The sequence below is a fragment of the Parasphingorhabdus pacifica genome, assembly GCF_054779195.1.
In genome coordinates this window covers 322,473-340,893 of record NZ_BAAGYS010000002.1, presented here as the reverse complement: position 1 = coordinate 340,893, position 18,421 = coordinate 322,473, and the positions used below count along the sequence as shown (strand labels likewise).

Sequence of the window (18,421 nt, the reverse complement as noted above, 5' to 3'; positions counted from 1 at the left end):
CGGGCCGTTCGTCCTGACTCCTGCCGGGGCGGGCGGCCCGTTCTCCTCCCCGCCGCTCAACCCTTCGGTTCGCTGGGTCGTGTCGAGATAGGCAACCGTATGGTGTGCATCTGCGTATTCTCGGTTGCGGAGGTGATGGGCCTTCCGCGCGAGCGGAGTTGGGGGCGTGATGAGAAAGTCGATCTGGTGCCGAGCCGTTCTTGCCGCGGTTACGGTGTTGAGCGTGGTGGGTGCGGGAAGCGCTTCGGCCCAATCGGTCGGTGCTCCCGGGCAGGGCGTGCGCGACGTCGACTGGCACGGGGCGTCGTTCACCGTGCCCGCGATGAGCGGTTGTCCCAGGAATCACGTCGAATTCAGCGAGGGTGCGGGCACGGCGGGCGATTCCGTCTACCGCTTCACCCCGAATCGGGAGATCACCTACGCCGACGTCACCGGCGACGGTGTCGAAGACGCGCTGATCCTGATGGATTGCGGCCCGCGCAACTCCGAGTACTCGACCGCGTTGATCGCGATGACCACGGACCAGGACGGCGATTCGGTGCGGCCGTTGGGCACGGTCGCCAGCCCCGCCGTGTGGACGCAGGTGCCCAGCGACCACATGGTTTGGTACGGGGACATCGCGGTGGCCATCACCGATTGGGAGAGCGAGCGGACCTGGACCGAGTACTATCGCTGGGCGCCTTCAGCGCAGGCGTTCGTCCGGGTCGACGGTCCCTGAGCGGCGAAGCGCGTCGACGGCCCTGAGGCGGAGCGCACTGCTCCGTCCCTTGCGGGCTCAATCATCGGCCAGCGACAGCAACCTGGTGACGGTGTTCCAGTTGCGCGCGGTCCCGGCGACCCCCAGTTGCTTCTCCCAGAACGCGTTGCCCAACTTGGTGTTGCGCACGCCCCCGGCGCACCACAGGTAGATCTCGCGGCCGTCGACGCGGAACACGTCGGGGGCGTGCGCGCTCGGGTCGATCCGGTGCAGCAGGGCCGGGTCCGGCACTTCCGCGAAGAAGGTGACGAGGTACCGGGCCGGGTCCGTGACGATCTCGCCGAGTGGATCGAGTTCGACGATCGCCGCGATCTCGTCGCGGGTCCGCACCATGACCCGGATCTCGAGCCCCAGGTGTCGGGTGATCTGTTCTTCGATCTTGCGCGCGGTTCCTTCGGGTGAGTCGGCCCCGGTGAGAATCAGGTTGCCGCTCTGGAGGTGCGTGCGCACATCGGTGTAGCCGAGTTCGTCCACCATCCCGCGCAGTTCGGCCATTCCGATCCGGTTGTGCTTGCCCAGGTTGATGCCGCGCAACAGCGCTATTCGGCGGCTCATTTCGCGATGATGCCAGCCTGAACGGGAGTGTGGCGGGATCGCGGGCCGTCGCCGTCCCGTGTCGGTCGCCACACCGCGGCGTGCCTGACGGTCGGTCCGGGCACTGCGGAAGCGTTAGTGTCGTCGAATACACCGGAGATACGGGAGGGAAAGCAGCGACGTGGGTGAGGACGGCGGCAAGCAGGAGTACCGGCTCGGTCTGATCGCGGACCCGGACTTCCCGGAGCAGCTGGCCGAGCATTTGACCGAGGAGTTGCCCAAGCATCTCCACGAGGGCCAGGAATGGGACGTGGCGTTCGAGGTCGACCCGGTGACGGCGGGAAGGCACGGGACCCTGGACATCTTGCGGGCTGCTGCTGACCGCCTCGGGGAGCAGAGTTGGGACTACGCGATCTGCCTGACCGACCTCCCGGTGCGGCGGGGCGGCCGTCCGGTACTCGCCGAACTCGATCTCGACGCGTGTGTCGCGGTGGTGTCGCTGCCAGCACTGGGCGGAGCCCAGCCCTACCGGCGAGCGCGGCAGATCATCGTCCAGTTGCTCGACGAGTTCACCGCGTACAGAGGTGAATCGGCAAGCGGCGAGTCCGATGGTCAACGGCACGGGCTGCAGAGCGCGCTCACCGGTCTGCTCGCTCCGATCGAACGCGAGACCGCGAACGAGAACGGTGATGTGGACGTCCGCTACGTCGCGACGCGGCGGCGTGGACGACTGCGGCTGCTGACCGGGATGGTCCGCACGAACCGTCCGTGGCGGCTGGTCTTCGGGCTCTCCAGCGCGCTGGCCGCTGCGCTGGCCACCAGCGCTTTCGGTCTTTCCTCCAGCACCATTTGGCAGATCGGCGACCAACTCAACGCCGCACGCCAGGTGACCGCGGCCCTCATCTCGGTGGCTGCGCTGGTGTTCTGGCTGATCGTCGCGCACGACCTGTGGGAGCGGCGGGGGCGGCAGAGCACGCCGGACCGCGAACAGGTCGTGCTCTACAACCTCTCGACGGTGCTGAGCTTGGTCATCGGCGTGGGGTGCATGTACCTGCTGTTGTTCGCGATCAACTTCGGGATCGCCTGGCTCGTCGTGCCGAGTTCGTTGCTGGCGAGCAGTCTCGGCCACCCGGCCGCGTTGACCACCTACCTGACGATGGCGTGGGGATTCACCACGATGGGCATCGTCGCCGGCGCATTGGGGACCAGTTTCGAATCGGACCAGGCCGTCCGCCAGGCCGCCTACGGTTATCGCGAGGAGCAGCGCCGCCGCGAGATCCAGCGGGAGCGGGACAGGAGCGGTGGCCAGTAGCGGCCGGTCCCGGCGGCTACCCCGCCAGTGACGTCGAGCACAGTTGCCTCCCGTCGTCTTCGCTGGTCACCCCGGCTCTGCATGTTCGTGCGGCACCGTGCGCCCGATCGTCCACCCAGGTCGGCCGTCGAGCGATGATCGCCGCGCGGGCGGAGTCGGGACGTGCCCGTGGCATCGTGGAAGAAAGGCCCGCTCGAGTGAAGGAGAACTCCTTGCGGATCAAGAAATCCACGGCATTGACCACCGCTGTGCTGGTGTGCGGTGGCTTGTTCACCGGAGGCGCCGCGCAGGCGACCGGTGGCAGCCCCAGTCCGTGCGAACCGACCGCCAAGGCGTGCGTCAGCCTCTCCTCGAACCAGGCGTGGCTGCAGCAGGAGGGGAACACCAGCTACGGACCGGTGCCGATCACCTCCGGCAGGCCCGGATCCGAGACGCCCACGGGTGTCTTCCAGGTGCAGTGGAAGGACGCCGATCACCGCAGCGGTGAGTTCGGTGGTGCCCCGATGCCGAACGCGGTGTTTTTCACCAACACCGGAGTCGCGTTCCACGAGGGGAGCCTCGAAGAGCAGTCGAACGGCTGCGTGCACTTGTCGACCACGGCCGCGAAGAAGTTCTTCGACTCCCTCCAACCCAACGACGAGGTCCAGGTGGTGCCCTGACCCCCCGGATGTCGCTCGTGGTCGACTCAGCGGATCGGCGGCCGACTCAGCCGAACAGCCCGAGTTGCTCCGGCGGTGACGCCCGGGGTTCGTCCGCCGATTCCCGGTCCACGGTGCGAACGACTGTCAACCGCTGGGTTGCTCGGCTCAGCGCCACGTAGAGCGCACGGCGGCCGGTGGCCGATTCGGCGGCCAGTTCGTCCGGTCGCAGGACGAGGACGCCGTCGTACTCCATGCCCTTGGCCTCCAGGCTGCCCGCGACCCGCAGTCGCTCGGCGTCCACCTCGTCCAGCCATTCGCGCACCTCGTCCCGGCGGGCCGACGGCGTGATCACTCCGACGGTGCCCTCCGTCGCGTCCAGCAGCTCGCGGGCGGCTTCTCCGGCCACCTCGGGCAGGTCCGCGGCGAGCGCCTCCCGCGTCGACGGCTCGATGCCGGTGAATCGCACGGCCGAAGGCAGCTGGTCGGCGGGAACCAGATCGCGCACCGCGTCGGCGGCGACGTCGAAGATTTCGGCCGAGTTGCGGAAGTTGGTGCGCAGCGTGAAGCGGCGGTGCGTCCGTGCCGAACCCAGCGCCTCGTCGCGAGCCTCGGCCGCTTCGTCCGGGAACGGCCAGGACGACTGCACCGGATCTCCCACGATCGTCCAGCTCGCGTAACCACCGCGCCTGCCGACCATGCGCCACTGCATCGGGGACAGGTCCTGGGACTCGTCGACCACCACGTGCGAGTACTCGTCGTAGTGGTCCGGGCGGCGGTGCGGCTGCTCGGTGGGGCGATCGGCGAACGCGGCGAGGTCGGCGGTGCTCTGCTGCGCGTCCCTTCGCCGTTTCGGCGGGGGACCGGTGGCGACCCGGATTTCGTCGAGCAGCGCGATGTCGGCCGGGGTCCAGCCCGATCCGGTTTCCGCCCACGACTTCGCCAGCAGCTCGACCTCGTGTGGAGAGAGCCGGCGGCGGGCCGCGCGAGACAGCCGCTGCGAATCCGACAGGCCGCGCAACACCTGCGCCGGGTACAGCGGAGGCCACCAGGAAACCAGGAAACGGTGGAACTCGATGCGCTCACCGATTTCGGTGATCAGTCGCTCGCGGTCCGGCTGGAATTCCCCACCGGCCTGTTGGGAGGCATTCCGCCACAACGCCTCCAACAACGCGTCGGCCGCCCGCATCCGGCCCCGGTTGGGTGGCCCGCTCTTGGCGTGCAGGGAACGGCGAATCCGGTCGAGCTCGCGGGCCTCCAGTTTCAGGACCGCCCCCCGGTAGAAGATCCGGAGCTCGTCCGGTGCCTCCGGTGGCGCGAGGCGCAGTGCCCGCCGCAGTACCTTCAGCATCCGCGTCGACCCCTTGATCTCGGCGGTCGCCGGGTCGTCCACGGCAGTGGCCGCGATGCCGTCGAGCACCTCTCCGAGCGCTCGCAGGTCCACGTCGTGCTCACCCATCGAAGGAAGCACCCGCGAGATGTAGGACATGAAGACCGGAGACGGGCCGATGACGAGAACGCCTGCTCCGAGCCGCTTTCGGTCGCGGTAGAGGAGGTAGGCCGCCCGGTGCAGCGCGACGGCCGTCTTACCGGTGCCCGGGCCGCCGGTGATCTCGGTGACGCCGCCCGACGGGGCACGGATGGCGTCGTCCTGTTCCTTCTGGATCGTGGCCACGATGTTGCGCATCGCGTCGGAGCGAGCCCGGCTCAACGACGCCATGAGCGCGCCGTCGCCGACCACCGGCATGTCCTCCGGGGCGCGTGCCGGGTCGAGCAGATCGTCGGAGACGTCCACCACGGTCCGGCGGGACGATCGGATGACCCTTCGCCGCACGACGTCGAGCGGCTGCTCCGGGGTGGCCTGGTAAAACGCGGCGGCCACGGGTGCACGCCAGTCGACGAGCAGATTGTCGAACCGCTGGTCTCGAATACCCAGCCGGCCGACGTGCATCACGTCCCCGTCGGCCAGATCCAGGCGCCCGAAGACGAGTCCCTCGGATTCGGCGTCGAGGGCCTGCAACGTGCGATTCGCGTGGTGCACCATCACGTCGCGCTCGTAGAGCGCTTCGGGAGTCGCTTCCCGGCCGTGCTCGTAGCTCTTGTCCCGCATCTCCGCGGCTTCGCTGCGCAGTTCGCCGAGTCGGACGTACACCCGATCGACGTGGGTCTGTTCCGCCTCGATCTCGGCCTGCCTGGTGGACGCTTCGGACACTCACCGCTCCCGGTCTCGCTGTGATCGGCCACAGAGGGTACGACTTCCGGGCGAACGCAGTCGGGTGCTCCCAGCAACCGGACGCATCGGGGCGGCCGAGTAGAATGCCGGGTGTCGATGGGGTCCCGAGCGGGGTGCGCGACGATGTCCGGGTGACACGCATCGTGGCCGGTACGGCCGGGGGACGACGGATCGAGGTGCCTCCTCGCGGCACGAGACCCACTTCCGAACGCGTTCGCGAGGCGCTGTTCAGCGCGCTGGAGTCGGCGACCGAACTGGCCGGAGCGCGCGTGCTGGATCTCTACGGCGGTTCCGGCGCGCTGGGGCTCGAAGCGCTGTCGCGGGGCGCCGCGCACGCCACCTTCGTCGAATCCGACCGGCGTGCGGCCCGCATCCTGAAAGAGAACGCGAAGGGGCTCGGGTTCCGGGCCGTGCGGGTGGAACAGGCGAAGGTCGAAACCGCGCTCGCGGCCGAACCGGCCGAGCCCTACGAGGTCGTGCTGGCCGATCCACCCTATGACCTGGACTCGGCACGGCTGCGGGACGTGCTGCGCTCGCTGACCGAGTACGGCTGGACCGCACCGGGAAGCGTCGTCGTGGTCGAACGCGCGGTACGGGACGGGGACCCGGACTGGCCGGACCCGCTGGAGGCATCGCGCACCCGGCGCTACGGGGACACGGCGGTGCATTGGGCCGTGCACGCGGACTGATCCGCACGGCGCCCTTATTCACACCGCGCCCTGATCCGCACCGCGCCCCATCCGTCCATCGGGTTCCACCCGTGACTCCCGCCACGCGAACATGGGTGGCCCAACCGCGTGGTGCTACCGTCCCGGCCCATGAGGCGTGCCGTTTGTCCAGGTTCCTACGACCCGGTTACCAATGGTCATCTGGACATCATCGAACGAGCCTCGGGGCTGTTCGACGAGGTCGTCGTGGCTGTGCTGGTCAACAAGAGCAAGAAGAGCCTGTTCAGCGTCGACGAGCGAATGGAGATGCTGCGCGAGATCACCTCGAAGTGGCCGAACGTGCGGATCGACTTCTGGCACGGCCTGCTCGTGGACTACTGCCGGGAGCACGGCATCGGAGCGATTGTGAAGGGCCTGCGCGCGGTCAGCGACTTCGACTACGAGCTGCAGATGGCGCAGATGAACCAGCAGCTTTCCGGGGTGGAGACGCTGTTCATGTCGACGAATCCGCTCTACAGCTTTCTGGCCAGCTCGTTGGTGAAGGAAGTCGCGACCTACGGCGGTGACGTCTCGACGCTGGTGCCGCCGGTGATCGAGCAGCGCATTCTGGAGCGCCTGGCCGAGATCGACGCCGGGAGCTGATACCGGTGCTGCCCGCGGGCTGACGTGCCGGTCGGTTCCGGTGGTGCTTCCGGGCGGTCCTTCTCCCCCGTGAGCGGGAGATGTCACGGCGCGTTCACGACACATCCGGCGGTTGATCATGCCGGCGGGCTAGCTTCGCGGGCATGACGCAGATCTCGTCGAAGACACTGAAGACATTCCTGGCCGGTCTGTTCGCGGTCGTCGGCCTGCTCGGATTCCAAGCGGGTGCCGCCATCGCGGCCTCGCCCGTCGCACCGGTGGAGGCGCCCGCGCCGGTGCAGGTGCTCGCACAGCCGGAATGCGGCGATGTTTCCGGGTTCGAACGGGTCGATCTCTCGGCGCTGCCACCGGAGGCAACGGACACCGTCGAGTTGATCCGGCAGGGCGGCCCGTACCCGTATCCGCAGGACGGCACGACCTTCCAGAACCGCGAGGGCATCCTGCCGGACTGCGCGGACGGCTACTACAAGGAGTACACGGTCGATACACCCGGCAGCGACGATCGCGGCGCCCGCCGGTTCGTCGTCGGCGATGGCGGCGAGTACTTCTACACGGACGATCACTACGAGAGCTTCCGGCTGACCGATACCAACGCCTGAGACGTGGGAAACCCGTCAGGCGATCCTCGGCGGCATCCGTTCGGAGCGGGTGCCGCTGTTTCGTTTCCGGACACGCGGGAATTCGGTGAGATCCCGCCCAGTGGCGAGTGTGGGAGTCACACTGTCGTGGGGACAACCCGTGATCGCCGGCTCCGGGCAGGGGTGCGATGCTTGCTTGACCGGACGGCTACGACGGCAGGGAGATCGAGGTGTACCGGGTGTTCGAGGCGCTCGACGAGCTCGTCACGACAGTCGAGGAGGCGCGAAGCGTACCGATGACCTCGGGGTGCGTCGTACCCCGAGGCGACGTGCTGGAACTGCTCGACGACGTGCGCGACGCGATCCCATCGGAACTGGACGACGCGCAGGACGTGCTGGACCACCGCGACGATGTCGTGTCCAAAGCACAGGCCCAGGCCGACCAGACGCTCACGGAGGCGAAGTCCGAGGCCGAGAAGACGGTCTCCTCGGCCCGGTCCGAGGCCGACCGGCTCCTGTCCGAGGCGCGTGAGCAGGCCGATGCGCTGGTCGCCGAAGCGCAGGCGCAGTCCGAGCAGACCGTCAACAACGGTCGTCGCGAGTACGAGGACTACGTGAGCCGGGCCCAGTCCGAGGCCGATCGCATGGTGCAGGCCGGGCGGGCGGCTTACGAGCAGTCGATTCACGAGGGCAAGTCCGAGCAGGCGAGGCTCGTCTCGGACACCGAGGTCACCCAGGCCGCCAACCGGGAGGCCAAGCAGATCGTCGAAGAGGCGAACCAGGACGCCGAGCGGCTGCGCGGCGAATGCGACGCCTACGTCGACTCGCGCCTCGAGGAGTTCGAGGACTTGCTCGGGCGAACCCTGCGAACCATCGGGAAGGGGCGCCAGCAGTTGCGCAGTCCGATGGGTGCGCCGTTCGACTACGAGGAGTGGAAGCCCTCCGCGCAACAGGCGGTCGGTCGCGAACAGTGAACGCCACCGGGGGCTGCGGCGTCAGGCCGGATTCGCTTCGCTGACGTGCAGCGGCTCGCCCTGCATGCACGTGGTCACCAGGTCCGGGTCGGGCCGGCCCCGCACGAGCAGGTGCGCGCCGGGCCGGACCACGGCCGGATCGCCCCCCAACAGCAGGTGCGGCTTGTCGCCGCCGACGAGTACCAGACAGCCGGACTCGACGCCGGTCTCGACGGTGCCGACGATGGTGATCTCGCCCGGGCGCCCGTTCGGCTCCGGGGCAACGCTTTGCGACGGCTCTTGCGCACCGGTGCACGCGGCGACCGTCGCCACGACCGCGGCCAAGATCGGCAAGCGTGTTCCGAGCGGTTGTCGGCATCTCCGTCCCATGGCCGGTGACTACCCGCACGGCCACGGTCGTACGCGTGATCATGTGCGGTCAGTGGCGGCCCGACATCGTCACTCCGGTACGGCTTCGAGTACGCGCAGAGCCGCGCCGTGCGCACAGATCGACGCCTCAGGGGCGAGTCGCCCGTGAACGACGAGGTCGGCTCCGGGGCGTACGACCGAGGGGTCGCCGCCGAGAAGCACGTACGGCCTTCCCTCGTCGGCGAGCAGGAGGCAATCGCCGCTGTCGGCGCGTTCGACGGTGCCGGTGACGGTGATCGCGTGGTTGTCCGTGGAGCCGGCCGGCGGTTCGCCGGTGGGAGTCGGCGCGGTCGATGCGGGAGCGGGCGGTTGGCCGGTGCAGGGGGACGGTGGTGGCTGGTCGCCGTCTCGGGTCGCCTCGACCTTGGCGTCGAGGGTCACCTCGCCCGCCCGTTCGAAGGTGAACGTGATCGGGAAGGTCGTGCCCGGTCGCGTGAGCTGCGTGAGTTCCCGGACCTCCAGGTAATAGGGTGACGCCGAATCGGGCTCCTCCGGAGCGGCGGGAACGGTACCCGCCGCCGTCACGGGGATCCGGGGGACGGCTTCGGCGTGCCCGTCGCAGCCCCGGTCCCACCGCAGGACGATGTTCCGGGCCTGCGGACTTCGCACGTCGACGAGTGCGTCCTGCTCGTGGGCCTGGTTGAACAGGTGCAGCACGGCGTCGGCGTTCCCGCCGGGCCGGTAGGGCTCTTCGGTCGCGCGGAGGTGGACGTTGCGCAGCTTGACCTGGCCGACCTGTCCGTTGGTGCCCACCGTCGAGCTCTCGCGCACTTCCTGAGGGTGGCAGGCGGTGGCGACCAGCGGTGCGAGCGTCAAAGCGACGATCGCACCGCGAACGAATGAGCGTTGCCGGTTCGGTTCCACGGTCGGTGGCTACCCAGCTGGGCTGTGGGAGATGCGTTCCCGCCGTTCGCGAGCGGTCTCGCGCACGGTCTCCGATCGGGGCGATTTCCGTCGGTCAGCTCCGATCGCGTACCCTGAACCGGCTGGCCGTGGACGATCCTGTTCTTCGTTGGATCGTGGCACTGCCGCGCTCCTTTCCGGGGGTGCGGAGCACCGGTCGGCTGGAATTACGCCCGAGCGAGAACCGTTCCGAAACTTGTGATGTCTCAGAACAACGATGACGCGCGCGCCGTTCAAGCCGGCCCCTGGGTTTTTGACGCCAGGGAGGTCGGTCACCGAGCGGGATCCAGTCGCGCTTATACGCGCCGCGCACCGGCTCCGGCCGGCTTCGGGCTGGACATGATCAAGGTTCCGGAAGGCGAGCCCGTTGAGCTCGACCTCCTGGCGGAATCGGTGGTGGAAGGCGTTCTGGTGTCGGGCACCGCCGGTGCGAAGCTCGTGGGTGAGTGCGCGCGTTGCCTGGATCCGATCCACGACGAGGTTGAGATCGAGCTCCGCGAGTTGTTCGCCTACCCGGAGAGCGCCACGGATGCCAGCACCGACGAGGACGAGGTGAGTCGGGTTGTCGACGACCACATCGACCTCGAACCGGTGGTGCGGGACACGATGTTGCTGTCGTTGTCCACGGCGCCGGTGTGTTCGCCGGACTGCCAGGGGCTGTGCTCCGGGTGCGGCGCCAAGTGGGCCGAACTCGCCCCCGACCACACGCATGAGACGATTGATCCTCGCTGGGCCGCGCTGAAAGAGCGGTTCGGCGGGACCGAGGAGGAGAACTAGTCGTGGCAGTCCCGAAGCGCAAGATGTCCCGCTCCAACACCCGTCACCGGCGCTCGCAGTGGAAGGCGTCCGCGCCGACCCTCGTGCAGTGCTCCAACCGCGCTTGCCGGGAACAGAAGCTTCCGCACGTGGCTTGCCCCGCCTGCGGCCAGTACGACGGCCGCCAGGTCGTCTCACCTGCCTGATAGGCGGTAGAGCTGTGGGGGGAAAGCAATCACGCACCCGGGTCGTTGACCGGGCCCCGCTGATCGAAGCGCTCGGCGTCGAACTCGACGCCGAGCTGCTCACTCTTGCCCTGACGCATCGCTCGTACGCGTACGAGAACGGGGGACTCCCGCCGAACGAACGGCTGGAGTTCCTCGGCGATGCCGTGTTGGGTCTGGTCGTGACCGACCGCCTCTACCTGGAACACCCGGAGATGGCGGAAGGACAACTGGCGAAGCTGCGCGCCAGCGTGGTCAACATGCACGCGCTGGCCGGTGTCGCCCGTGAACTGGGCGACGGTGGCCTCGGGGAGTACCTGCTGCTCGGCCGTGGTGAGGAGCTCACCGGTGGCCGGGACAAGGCGAGCATCCTGGCGGACGGTTTGGAAGCCGTGCTGGGTGCGATCTATCTGCAGGACGGGATCGGCGTCGCCCGCGAGGTCATCAACCGGTTGTTCGAACCGCTTCTCACGGAAGCGCCGAACCGGGGTGCCGGTCTGGACTGGAAGACCAGTCTCCAGGAGCTGACCGCCGCCGCCGGATTGGGCGTGCCCGAATACCGGGTGGAGGAGCAGGGGCCCGATCACCGCAAGGAATTCAGCGCGTTCGTGTCCGTAGCCGGGGACACCCTCGGTCAGGGCGACGGGCGCACCAAGAAGGAAGCGGAGCAGAAGGCCGCCGAGACCGCGTGGCGCGAGCTGTCGCAACGGGTCGATCAGGGGTCCAACAACTCCTCCGCCGATCATGACGGTGCCCACGTTTCGGGGGAATCCGGCGAATAGAACCGGACACCGACCTGCCCGGCCGGTGAATACATACCGGGGTATCCCCGGTGCGTATTCACCGGCCGCGTCAGTTTGGTGCGGTGAGGATGGCTGCGTGCCCGAGTTACCAGAAGTCGAGGTCGTTCGCCGTGGTGTGGCCGAACACGCGGTCGGTCGAACGGTGTCGGCTGTCGAGGTGTTGCACCCGCGTGCGGTGCGCAAACACGTTCCCGGCCCCGGAGATTTCGCGGCCCGGCTGACCGGGCGTTCCCTGAGCGCGGCCCGGCGGCGCGGAAAGTACCTGTGGTTGGAGCTGGCCGACGGGCCCCGTGCGGTCACCAGCACCGAGTTCGCCGGCGCGGCAGGAGCCGGCGATGCGTTGCTGACACACCTCGGCATGAGCGGGCAACTGCTGGTTCAGCCGGAGGACACCGCGGACGAGAAGCACCTGCGGGTGCGATTCCGGTTCGACGACGGCGGTCCCGAACTGCGGTTCGTGGATCAGCGGACGTTCGGTGGCTTGAGCCTCTCGGACCTGGTCGAGGTCGACGCGGTGACGTTGCCCGCTTCGGTCGCGCACATCGCCCCCGATCCGCTCGAGCCGGTGTTCGATCCCGATGCCGTCGCCGACCGGATGCGCGCGCGGCGCACCGGCGTCAAGCGCGCGCTGCTCGACCAGTCCCTGGTGTCCGGGGTCGGAAACATCTATGCCGACGAGGCGTTGTGGCGGACCAAGCTGCACTTCGCGCGGCCGACGGCGACGTTGACCCGCCCGGTGATCCGCGAGCTGCTCGAGGCGGTCACCGACGTGATGACCGGCGCGTTGGACGCCGGGGGAACGTCGTTCGACGCGCTGTACGTCAACGTCAACGGTGAGTCGGGCTATTTCGATCGTTCGCTCGCCGTCTACGGGCAGTCCGGCGCCCCGTGTCCGCGGTGTGGCGCGTCGGTGCGGCGGGACCCGTTCATGAACCGGTCCTCCTACACCTGTCCGGTGTGTCAGCCGACTCCCCGCAACGCGCACTGGTGATCGCTCCGCTCCTGACCGGAGCTGGGAATTCGCTGGGAAGTTCCTGGACGGTCTCCGGCCGGTAGTTCGCCCACCCGCTGGTGACGGGGTCGTCGATGGGTCCACATCCCGTTTTTCCCAGCGTTTTCCCACCTCTTGTGCACCGGGTGCACAAATCGGTCCGGCTGGATGGTGTTCGGGCCGCCGTCCGGGGGTCCCGAGCCGGAAGAGGTGGTGTCGGAGATGAACGCGATGCCGGACGTGGAGGTCGGTCGGACGCGGCGGGGCGATTCGCGGACCGCGACCGTCGATCTGGTGATCCCGGTGCACAACGAGGAACGAGCGCTGCGGGGGTGTCTGGAGGTCCTGCGCGCGCACCTGGGGGAGGGGTTCCCGTTCAGGTGGTCGATCACCGTAGTGGACAACGCCAGCACCGACGGCACGGTGACGGTCGCTCACGAACTCGCCGAGTCGTTCGACGACGTGCGGGTGCTGCACCTCGACCGCAAGGGGCGCGGCCTGGCGTTGCGGACGGCTTGGGAGTACAGCGACGCCGACGTGGTGGTCTACATGGACGTCGACCTCTCGACCGGCCTCGACGCGTTGCTTCCGCTGGTGGCGCCGCTGGTCAACGGGCATTCGGACTTGGCGATCGGGTCTCGATTGGCGCGCGGTTCCCGGACGGTGCGGGGTGGTGGGCGAGAACTGGTCTCGCGCGGTTACAACCAGGTCGTCCGCTGGACGCACGGCGCGCGCTTCTCGGACGCGCAGTGCGGGTTCAAGGCCGCTCGGACCGCTGTGGTGCGGCCGTTGCTGAAACAGGTGCGGGACGACGCGTGGTTCTTCGACACCGAGCTGCTGCTGTTGGCCGAACACAATGGTCTTCGGGTGCACGAGGTGCCGGTCGACTGGGTCGAGGACGTCGATACTCGGGTAAACGTGGTGCGGACAGCCGTCGATGATGTGGCGGGCCTGATCCGCGTCGCACGCGCCAAGGTCACCGGAGCCGCACGCGTGCCGGGATTGCCGCAGCGACCGGATCCGAGCCCCGCACACCCGCAGGCGGTGCTGGCGAAGCGGGAGAACGGTCTGCTCTGGCAGCTCCTGTCCTTCGGCGTGATCGGTATCGCGTCCACTTTGGTCACCGCGGTCCTCTACGCGTTGTTGCGCACGTGGTGGCCGCCGCTGGTGGCCAATCTGATCGCGCTCGTGGCCACCACGCTCTGGAACACCGAAGCCAACCGCCGGTTCACGTTCGTGCGGAAGCCCGGTTCCGGACTCGTCCACCTGCAGGGCCTGCTGGTGTTCGCGCTGTACTACGCGGTCACATCCGGTGCTCTGCTCACCCTGCAGGAGCTGTGGCCCGATGCGTCGCGCCTGCTGGAGGTCATCGTGCTCGTGGTTTCCTCGGTGCTCGGCACGGCCCTCCGGTTCGTCCTGCTCCGCTCCTGGGTTTTCCGACCTGCCAACGAAAAGGAATCCGCATGATCTCGGCCGCACCGGATACCGGGCGCGATCCGGCACGATCCGCGGCCCGCGAGTCGGGATCGCGTGCCCCCGCATGGGCGTTGGCGGCGATCTGTCTGCTTTCCGCCGTGTTGTACCTGCGGGGCATCGGTGACTCGTGGGGCAACGGCTACTACTCGGCGGCGGTCAAATCGATGTCGCAGAGCTTCGAGAACTTCTTCTTCGGCGCGTTCGACCCGGCCGGGGTGGTGACCGTCGACAAGCCACCGATGGCCCTGTGGATCCAGGTGCTGTCGGTGCTCGGTTTCGGGTACAACGAGTTCGCCGTCCTCTTTCCGCAGGCGCTGGCGGGGGTTGCCGCCGTCTTCGTGCTGCACCGCACCGTTCGCCGGTGGGCGGGCGAGCCCGCCGCGTTGCTCGCCGCTTTGATCCTGGCGTTGACGCCGATCACGGTCGCGATCAACCAGGACAACAACCCGGACACCCTGCTGGTGCTGCTGGTGGTCGCTGCCGCGTACGCGATGACGAGGTCCGTCGAAGCGGGGACGGCGTCGGCGAGGGCGACAGGCTGGCTGGTGCTCGCCGCGTTCCTGGTGGGGTGCGGCTTCATGACCAAGATGCTGCAGGCTTGGATGGTCCTTCCGGCGTTCGTTGCGGCGTACCTCGTCGGGCGTGAAGCTGCCTGGGGACGCAAGCTGGCCGATCTCGGGGTCGCGGCCGTGGCGGTGTTCCTCAGTTCGTTCTGGTGGGTGGCGGCGACCGCGTTGTGGCCGTCTCCGAAGCCCTACATCGGTGGCAGCGAGGACGGTTCCGCCTGGGATCTCATCTTCGGCTACAACGGTTTCGGCCGGGTGTTCGGTGGAGACGGCAACATGGGCGGTGGTCGGCCGCCTGCCGCCCCGGGCCTGGGCGACCAGGCGGCGAACTCCGGCGGGGGGCCCGGCCCCGGCGGAGGGGGCGGATTCTCCGGTGAGCCGGGCATCCTGCGCTTCGCCAACGAGGAGCTCGCCGGACAGATCAGTTGGTTGCTGCCGCTGTGCACGCTGATCCTGGGTTCGATGCTCCTCGTGGTCCTGCGGCGCCGTAGCGGTGGGGTCGAGGTCGACCGTCGGCAGGTGTCCGGCTGGTTGTTGTGGGGCGGTTGGCTCGTGGTGGTCGGCCTGGTGTTCAGCTTCGCGCAGGGCACGATGCACCCGTATTACACGACGATGCTGGCACCGGCCATCGCCGCTGTGGTGGGTGCTGGGCTGGTTCGGTGGTGGGGCTGGTACCGCGAACCGCACGGCGGCACGTGGCTGCTGCTCCCGTTCGGCGTCCTCGTCACGGTGTCGTGGGCCGTGGTGGTCGTCCTGCGCGATCCGGATTGGAACGGATGGGTCGGGTACGTCGCAGCGGCGTTGGCGGTCCTCGCGGTGGCCGCGCTCGCGGCGGGACGGCGATGGGCGGTGTTGAGGCGGATCGGTCCGGTACTGGGAATCGCGGCCGTGCTCGCGGTTCCGGCGGTGTGGTCGGCTTCCACGTCCCTCGCCGGAGGAATGGGCGGGGCGAACCCGATGGCGGGGCCGAGCACCGGGATGGGGAGCCCCGGCGGTCCGAACGGCGGAGCCCCCGACGGCCGGCCTCCCGGGCCCGGCGGTGCTGGCGCCGCGGATCCGCCGAATTCTCCGGACGGTGCCCAAAGCATGGGCCCTCCTGGGGGAATGGGCGGTCCGGACGGGATGGACTCGCTGGGCGATGAACAGCGCGCTCTCCTGGACTTCGTCGTCGACAACGCGGGCGAAGCCGAGATCCCGCTGGCGGTGGAGGGCGGAGCGAACCGCGCGAGCGCGTACGTCATCGACTCCGACGTCACCGTGGTCGGCATGGGCGGGTTCACCGGTGGTGATGACGCCCCCTCGGTGGACCTGCTCACCGAGTGGCAGTGGTCCGGCCGCCTCGGGTACGTGCTGCTCGGTGGTTCCATGGGCAGCGGTGGACCATCCATCGGCAACGACCGGCCGGGGCCGGGTGGTACGGGAGAAGCGAGCGGTGATCGTTCCGAGTGGGTGCGCCGGTTCTGCGCGCCGGTGGCTCCGGAGACGTACGGTGGCTCTTCCGGGAGTGGTGCGGACGAGGGTGCAGAGCAGAGCGCAGATCAGGGCGGATCCTCCCAGCTCTACGACTGCCGCGAGGAATGAGTCCGGTGGCCCGGGATTCGGCGGGTGCTGAATCCCGGGCCGCTCCAATCGATCCGTCCGCGCGAGCCAACCAGGACCGCGCGGTGTGTGCTCCGCAGATTGCGAGATTGTGAACCGGTGGCCGAATCGAACCCCGCTCCCGCACGAATCCTCGTCGTCGACGATGAACCGAACATCCTCGAACTGCTCACGTCGGCCCTCCGGCTGAGCGGATTCGAGGTGTGCGGGGCTGCCAGCGGCAACGAGGCTCTGAGGATCGCTGGTGCGTTCCAACCGGACATCATCGTGCTGGACGTCATGCTCCCGGACCAGGACGGCTTCACCGTCGCCAGGCGACTGCGCGACAGGGGAAATTCGGTGCCCGTGCTGTTCCTGACCGCCCGCGACGCGGTGGAGGACCGCATCGCAGGTCTGACGGCGGGCGGAGACGACTACGTGACCAAACCGTTCAGCCTGGACGAGGTGGTGCTACGCCTGCGGGCGATCCTGCGGCGGGTGCGCCGGGCGACGGCGGACGAGCCGGACCCCCGTCTGCGGTATCACGATCTCGAACTGGACGAGGAGACCTACGAGGTGCGTCGAGGCGGCCGGATGACGAGCTTGTCCCCGACCGAGTTCAAACTGCTGCGCTACTTGCTGATCAACTCGGAGAAGGTGGTGAGCAAGGCGCAGATCCTCGACCGCGTGTGGAACTACGAGTTCGGCGGCGACAGCAGGATCGTCGAGTCCTACATCAGCTACCTGCGCCGGAAGATCGACTCGGCGCGGCCGCCGCTGATCCACACCGTCCGCGGTGTCGGATACGTGCTGCGTCTGCCGCCGGATGAGCAGGTGGACTGATGGGCTACCTCGTGCGCACGCTGCGCGGCCGATTGTTGCTGGTACTGCTCGGCGCTACCGTGATCGGCCTGTTCGCGATGGGGTTCACCAGCGCCGCGTTGCTGGATCGGTCGTTGACCGCGCGGGTCGACGAGAAGCTCGCGGACATGGCGCGACCGTGGGAGGAGGGGCGGCACCCCCCGCCGGGTCCTCCGATGTCGGGAGGGGACGGCGATGGTCGTGACCTGCCCACCGACTTTCGGGTGCTGTTCTTCGACCGGGCCGGTGATCCCACCGGCGCGGTGCTCGGCAGCTCGGAGACCGACCCGGGGCGACCGGTGATCCGGCAGGGCGACGTGTCCCGCGGGATGAGCACCGTGCCGGACAGTTCGGGCGGCTCGGATTGGCGGGTCCGCATGGTCACGTTGCCGGACGGGGGTGCGATCGCGCTGGCGGTGTCGCTGGGCAGCGTCGATTCGACGCTGCGCGAACTGATCGTGATCGAACTGGTGGTCGGCGCTTTCGTGGTCATCGTGCTGGCGGCGGTGGCGAATTCGACGGTGCGGCTGGGGTTGCGGCCGTTGACGCGCATAGAACACACCGCCAACGCCATCGCCTCGGGCGAATTGGACCGCCGGGTCACCGATCAGGACCCCGGTACCGAAACCGGCAGGCTCGGTGCGGCGCTGAACACGATGTTGGGCAGGCTCGTCGATGCTCTGCAGCAGAGCGAGCGGTCCGAGAACAGGCTCCGCAGGTTCGTGGCGGATGCCTCGCACGAACTTCGGACACCGTTGACCTCGATCCGGGGGTTCGCGGAGCTCTACCGGCGCAGCGAGAACGCCCGTCCGGACGACGTGCGGATGATGATGTCGCGGATCGAGAGCGAATCCGTGCGCATGGGCACGCTGGTGGAGGACTTGCTCCTGCTGGCTCGGCTGGACCGGGAACGGACGATCGATCTGGTGGAGCTGGATCTGATCCCTCCCGCGCGCGACGTCGTGCACGACGCGCGGATTCGCGATCCCGACCGCGAGATCTCTCTGGTGGTTCCGGGCGGTGCCGTTCGCGTGCTCGGGGATGCGGCGCGGTTGTGCCAGGTGCTGACGAACCTGGTGACGAACGCGCTGGTGCACACCGCACCGGGGGCTCCGGTGCAGGTCGTGGTCGACTTCGGGACGGCGAGTCCCGATTGCCTGGCCGCGACGGGTGCCGAGCCGAGTGCTGTCGGGCGGATGGGCGTCCTGGAGGTCGCCGACAGCGGCCCCGGCATCGACCCCGAACACGCGCCGAGGGTGTTCGACCGCTTCTACCGCGTCGCAGATGGCCGGGAGCGTTCGGCCGGGGGGACGGGGCTGGGGTTGGCGATCACCGCGGCCATCACCGAAGCGCACAACGGTCGGGCCGAACTCGTCCGGAACTTCGTGGGGGGAAGCACTTTCCGGGTGCTCGTCCCGCTGAGCTGACCGAGTTGCTCCAAGCGGGTGTCGTCAGCTGCCGCACGCATTGCGGAAACAGGTCCGATTGGTCTTTCCGTGGACGGTCCGATCCCATTCGG

19 protein-coding genes are annotated in these 18,421 nt (G+C 68.6%); 15 read left to right on the top strand and 4 right to left on the bottom strand.

Going from position 1 to position 18,421, the window contains the following annotated elements:
* The first annotated feature begins 169 nt into the window (after window positions 1-169).
* Window positions 170-718 carry a hypothetical protein gene (locus ACYVAN_RS01575; protein WP_460954781.1) on the top strand — a complete coding sequence of 183 codons (549 nt, stop codon included), beginning with the start codon at window positions 170-172 and terminating at the stop codon, window positions 716-718.
* A 57-nt stretch (window positions 719-775) separates the two neighbouring features.
* Here ACYVAN_RS01575 and ACYVAN_RS01570 read toward each other — a convergent pair whose 3' ends face one another.
* Entirely contained in the window at window positions 776-1,312 is a 537-nt protein-coding gene (locus ACYVAN_RS01570; protein WP_460954779.1) for a DUF1697 domain-containing protein, read from the bottom strand.
* 160 nt (window positions 1,313-1,472) lie between these two features.
* Between ACYVAN_RS01570 and ACYVAN_RS01565 the strand changes: the two genes are divergently transcribed.
* Both ACYVAN_RS01565 and ACYVAN_RS01560 read left to right on the top strand, forming a co-directional pair.
* On the top strand, window positions 1,473-2,603 hold the full coding sequence (locus tag ACYVAN_RS01565; protein WP_460954777.1) for a hypothetical protein: 1,131 nt from the start codon (window positions 1,473-1,475) through the stop codon (window positions 2,601-2,603).
* Between the two features lie 212 nt (window positions 2,604-2,815).
* On the top strand, window positions 2,816-3,262 hold the full coding sequence (locus ACYVAN_RS01560) for a L,D-transpeptidase (RefSeq protein ID WP_460954775.1): 447 nt from the start codon (window positions 2,816-2,818) through the stop codon (window positions 3,260-3,262).
* A gap of 46 nt (window positions 3,263-3,308) precedes the next feature.
* On the opposite strand, the gene ACYVAN_RS01555 is transcribed toward ACYVAN_RS01560, so the two are convergent.
* Window positions 3,309-5,453 (bottom strand): HelD family protein, encoded by a 2,145-nt coding sequence (locus tag ACYVAN_RS01555; RefSeq protein WP_460954773.1) that lies wholly within the window; start codon window positions 5,451-5,453, stop codon window positions 3,309-3,311.
* Between the two features lie 152 nt (window positions 5,454-5,605).
* Between ACYVAN_RS01555 and rsmD the strand changes: the two genes are divergently transcribed.
* From rsmD to ACYVAN_RS01535, 4 genes are all read left to right on the top strand, one after another.
* Entirely contained in the window at window positions 5,606-6,163 is a 558-nt protein-coding gene (rsmD, locus tag ACYVAN_RS01550; protein WP_460954771.1) for a 16S rRNA (guanine(966)-N(2))-methyltransferase RsmD, read from the top strand.
* A gap of 129 nt (window positions 6,164-6,292) precedes the next feature.
* Window positions 6,293-6,784 carry a pantetheine-phosphate adenylyltransferase gene (gene coaD / locus ACYVAN_RS01545; RefSeq protein ID WP_460954769.1) on the top strand — a complete coding sequence of 164 codons (492 nt, stop codon included), beginning with the start codon at window positions 6,293-6,295 and terminating at the stop codon, window positions 6,782-6,784.
* 143 nt (window positions 6,785-6,927) lie between these two features.
* Window positions 6,928-7,383 carry a guanyl-specific ribonuclease gene (locus ACYVAN_RS01540; RefSeq protein ID WP_460954767.1) on the top strand — a complete coding sequence of 152 codons (456 nt, stop codon included), beginning with the start codon at window positions 6,928-6,930 and terminating at the stop codon, window positions 7,381-7,383.
* A gap of 209 nt (window positions 7,384-7,592) precedes the next feature.
* The gene (locus ACYVAN_RS01535; protein ID WP_460954765.1) at window positions 7,593-8,336 is read left to right on the top strand and encodes a hypothetical protein; all 744 of its coding nucleotides are present in this window, start codon (window positions 7,593-7,595) and stop codon (window positions 8,334-8,336) included.
* A 21-nt stretch (window positions 8,337-8,357) separates the two neighbouring features.
* Here ACYVAN_RS01535 and ACYVAN_RS01530 read toward each other — a convergent pair whose 3' ends face one another.
* Together ACYVAN_RS01530 and ACYVAN_RS01525 are read right to left on the bottom strand one after the other, a co-directional pair.
* On the bottom strand, window positions 8,358-8,660 hold the full coding sequence (locus tag ACYVAN_RS01530; protein WP_460954763.1) for a hypothetical protein: 303 nt from the start codon (window positions 8,658-8,660) through the stop codon (window positions 8,358-8,360).
* A gap of 114 nt (window positions 8,661-8,774) precedes the next feature.
* A complete protein-coding gene (locus ACYVAN_RS01525) occupies window positions 8,775-9,560 on the bottom strand; it encodes a copper chaperone PCu(A)C (RefSeq protein WP_460954762.1) in 786 nt (261 codons plus the stop codon).
* A gap of 288 nt (window positions 9,561-9,848) precedes the next feature.
* On the opposite strand from ACYVAN_RS01525, the gene ACYVAN_RS01520 reads away from it, so the two are divergent.
* The 8 genes from ACYVAN_RS01520 (at window position 9,849) to ACYVAN_RS01485 (ending at window position 18,329) form a co-directional block, all read left to right on the top strand.
* Window positions 9,849-10,424 carry a YceD family protein gene (locus ACYVAN_RS01520; protein ID WP_460954760.1) on the top strand — a complete coding sequence of 192 codons (576 nt, stop codon included), beginning with the start codon at window positions 9,849-9,851 and terminating at the stop codon, window positions 10,422-10,424.
* 2 nt (window positions 10,425-10,426) lie between these two features.
* Window positions 10,427-10,609 carry a 50S ribosomal protein L32 gene (gene rpmF, locus ACYVAN_RS01515; RefSeq protein ID WP_460954758.1) on the top strand — a complete coding sequence of 61 codons (183 nt, stop codon included), beginning with the start codon at window positions 10,427-10,429 and terminating at the stop codon, window positions 10,607-10,609.
* Window positions 10,610-10,623: 14 nt separating this feature from the next.
* Window positions 10,624-11,409 carry a ribonuclease III gene (gene rnc, locus ACYVAN_RS01510; RefSeq protein ID WP_460954756.1) on the top strand — a complete coding sequence of 262 codons (786 nt, stop codon included), beginning with the start codon at window positions 10,624-10,626 and terminating at the stop codon, window positions 11,407-11,409.
* A 97-nt stretch (window positions 11,410-11,506) separates the two neighbouring features.
* Window positions 11,507-12,421: a bifunctional DNA-formamidopyrimidine glycosylase/DNA-(apurinic or apyrimidinic site) lyase gene (gene mutM, locus ACYVAN_RS01505; RefSeq protein WP_460954754.1), complete on the top strand. Its 915-nt coding sequence runs from the start codon at window positions 11,507-11,509 to the stop codon at window positions 12,419-12,421.
* Window positions 12,422-12,643: 222 nt separating this feature from the next.
* Window positions 12,644-13,888, top strand: a complete 1,245-nt coding sequence (locus ACYVAN_RS01500) for a bifunctional glycosyltransferase family 2/GtrA family protein (RefSeq protein ID WP_460954752.1) — start codon at window positions 12,644-12,646, stop codon at window positions 13,886-13,888.
* Window positions 13,885-16,044, top strand: coding sequence for an ArnT family glycosyltransferase (locus tag ACYVAN_RS01495; protein ID WP_460954750.1), 2,160 nt, complete (start codon window positions 13,885-13,887; stop codon window positions 16,042-16,044). Before ACYVAN_RS01500 ends, ACYVAN_RS01495 begins: the two co-directional genes overlap by 4 nt.
* Before the next feature lie 117 nt (window positions 16,045-16,161).
* On the top strand, window positions 16,162-16,884 hold the full coding sequence (locus ACYVAN_RS01490) for a response regulator transcription factor (RefSeq protein ID WP_460954748.1): 723 nt from the start codon (window positions 16,162-16,164) through the stop codon (window positions 16,882-16,884).
* On the top strand, window positions 16,884-18,329 hold the full coding sequence (locus ACYVAN_RS01485) for a sensor histidine kinase (protein WP_460954746.1): 1,446 nt from the start codon (window positions 16,884-16,886) through the stop codon (window positions 18,327-18,329). Before ACYVAN_RS01490 ends, ACYVAN_RS01485 begins: the two co-directional genes overlap by 1 nt.
* Window positions 18,330-18,421: the final 92 nt, after the last annotated feature.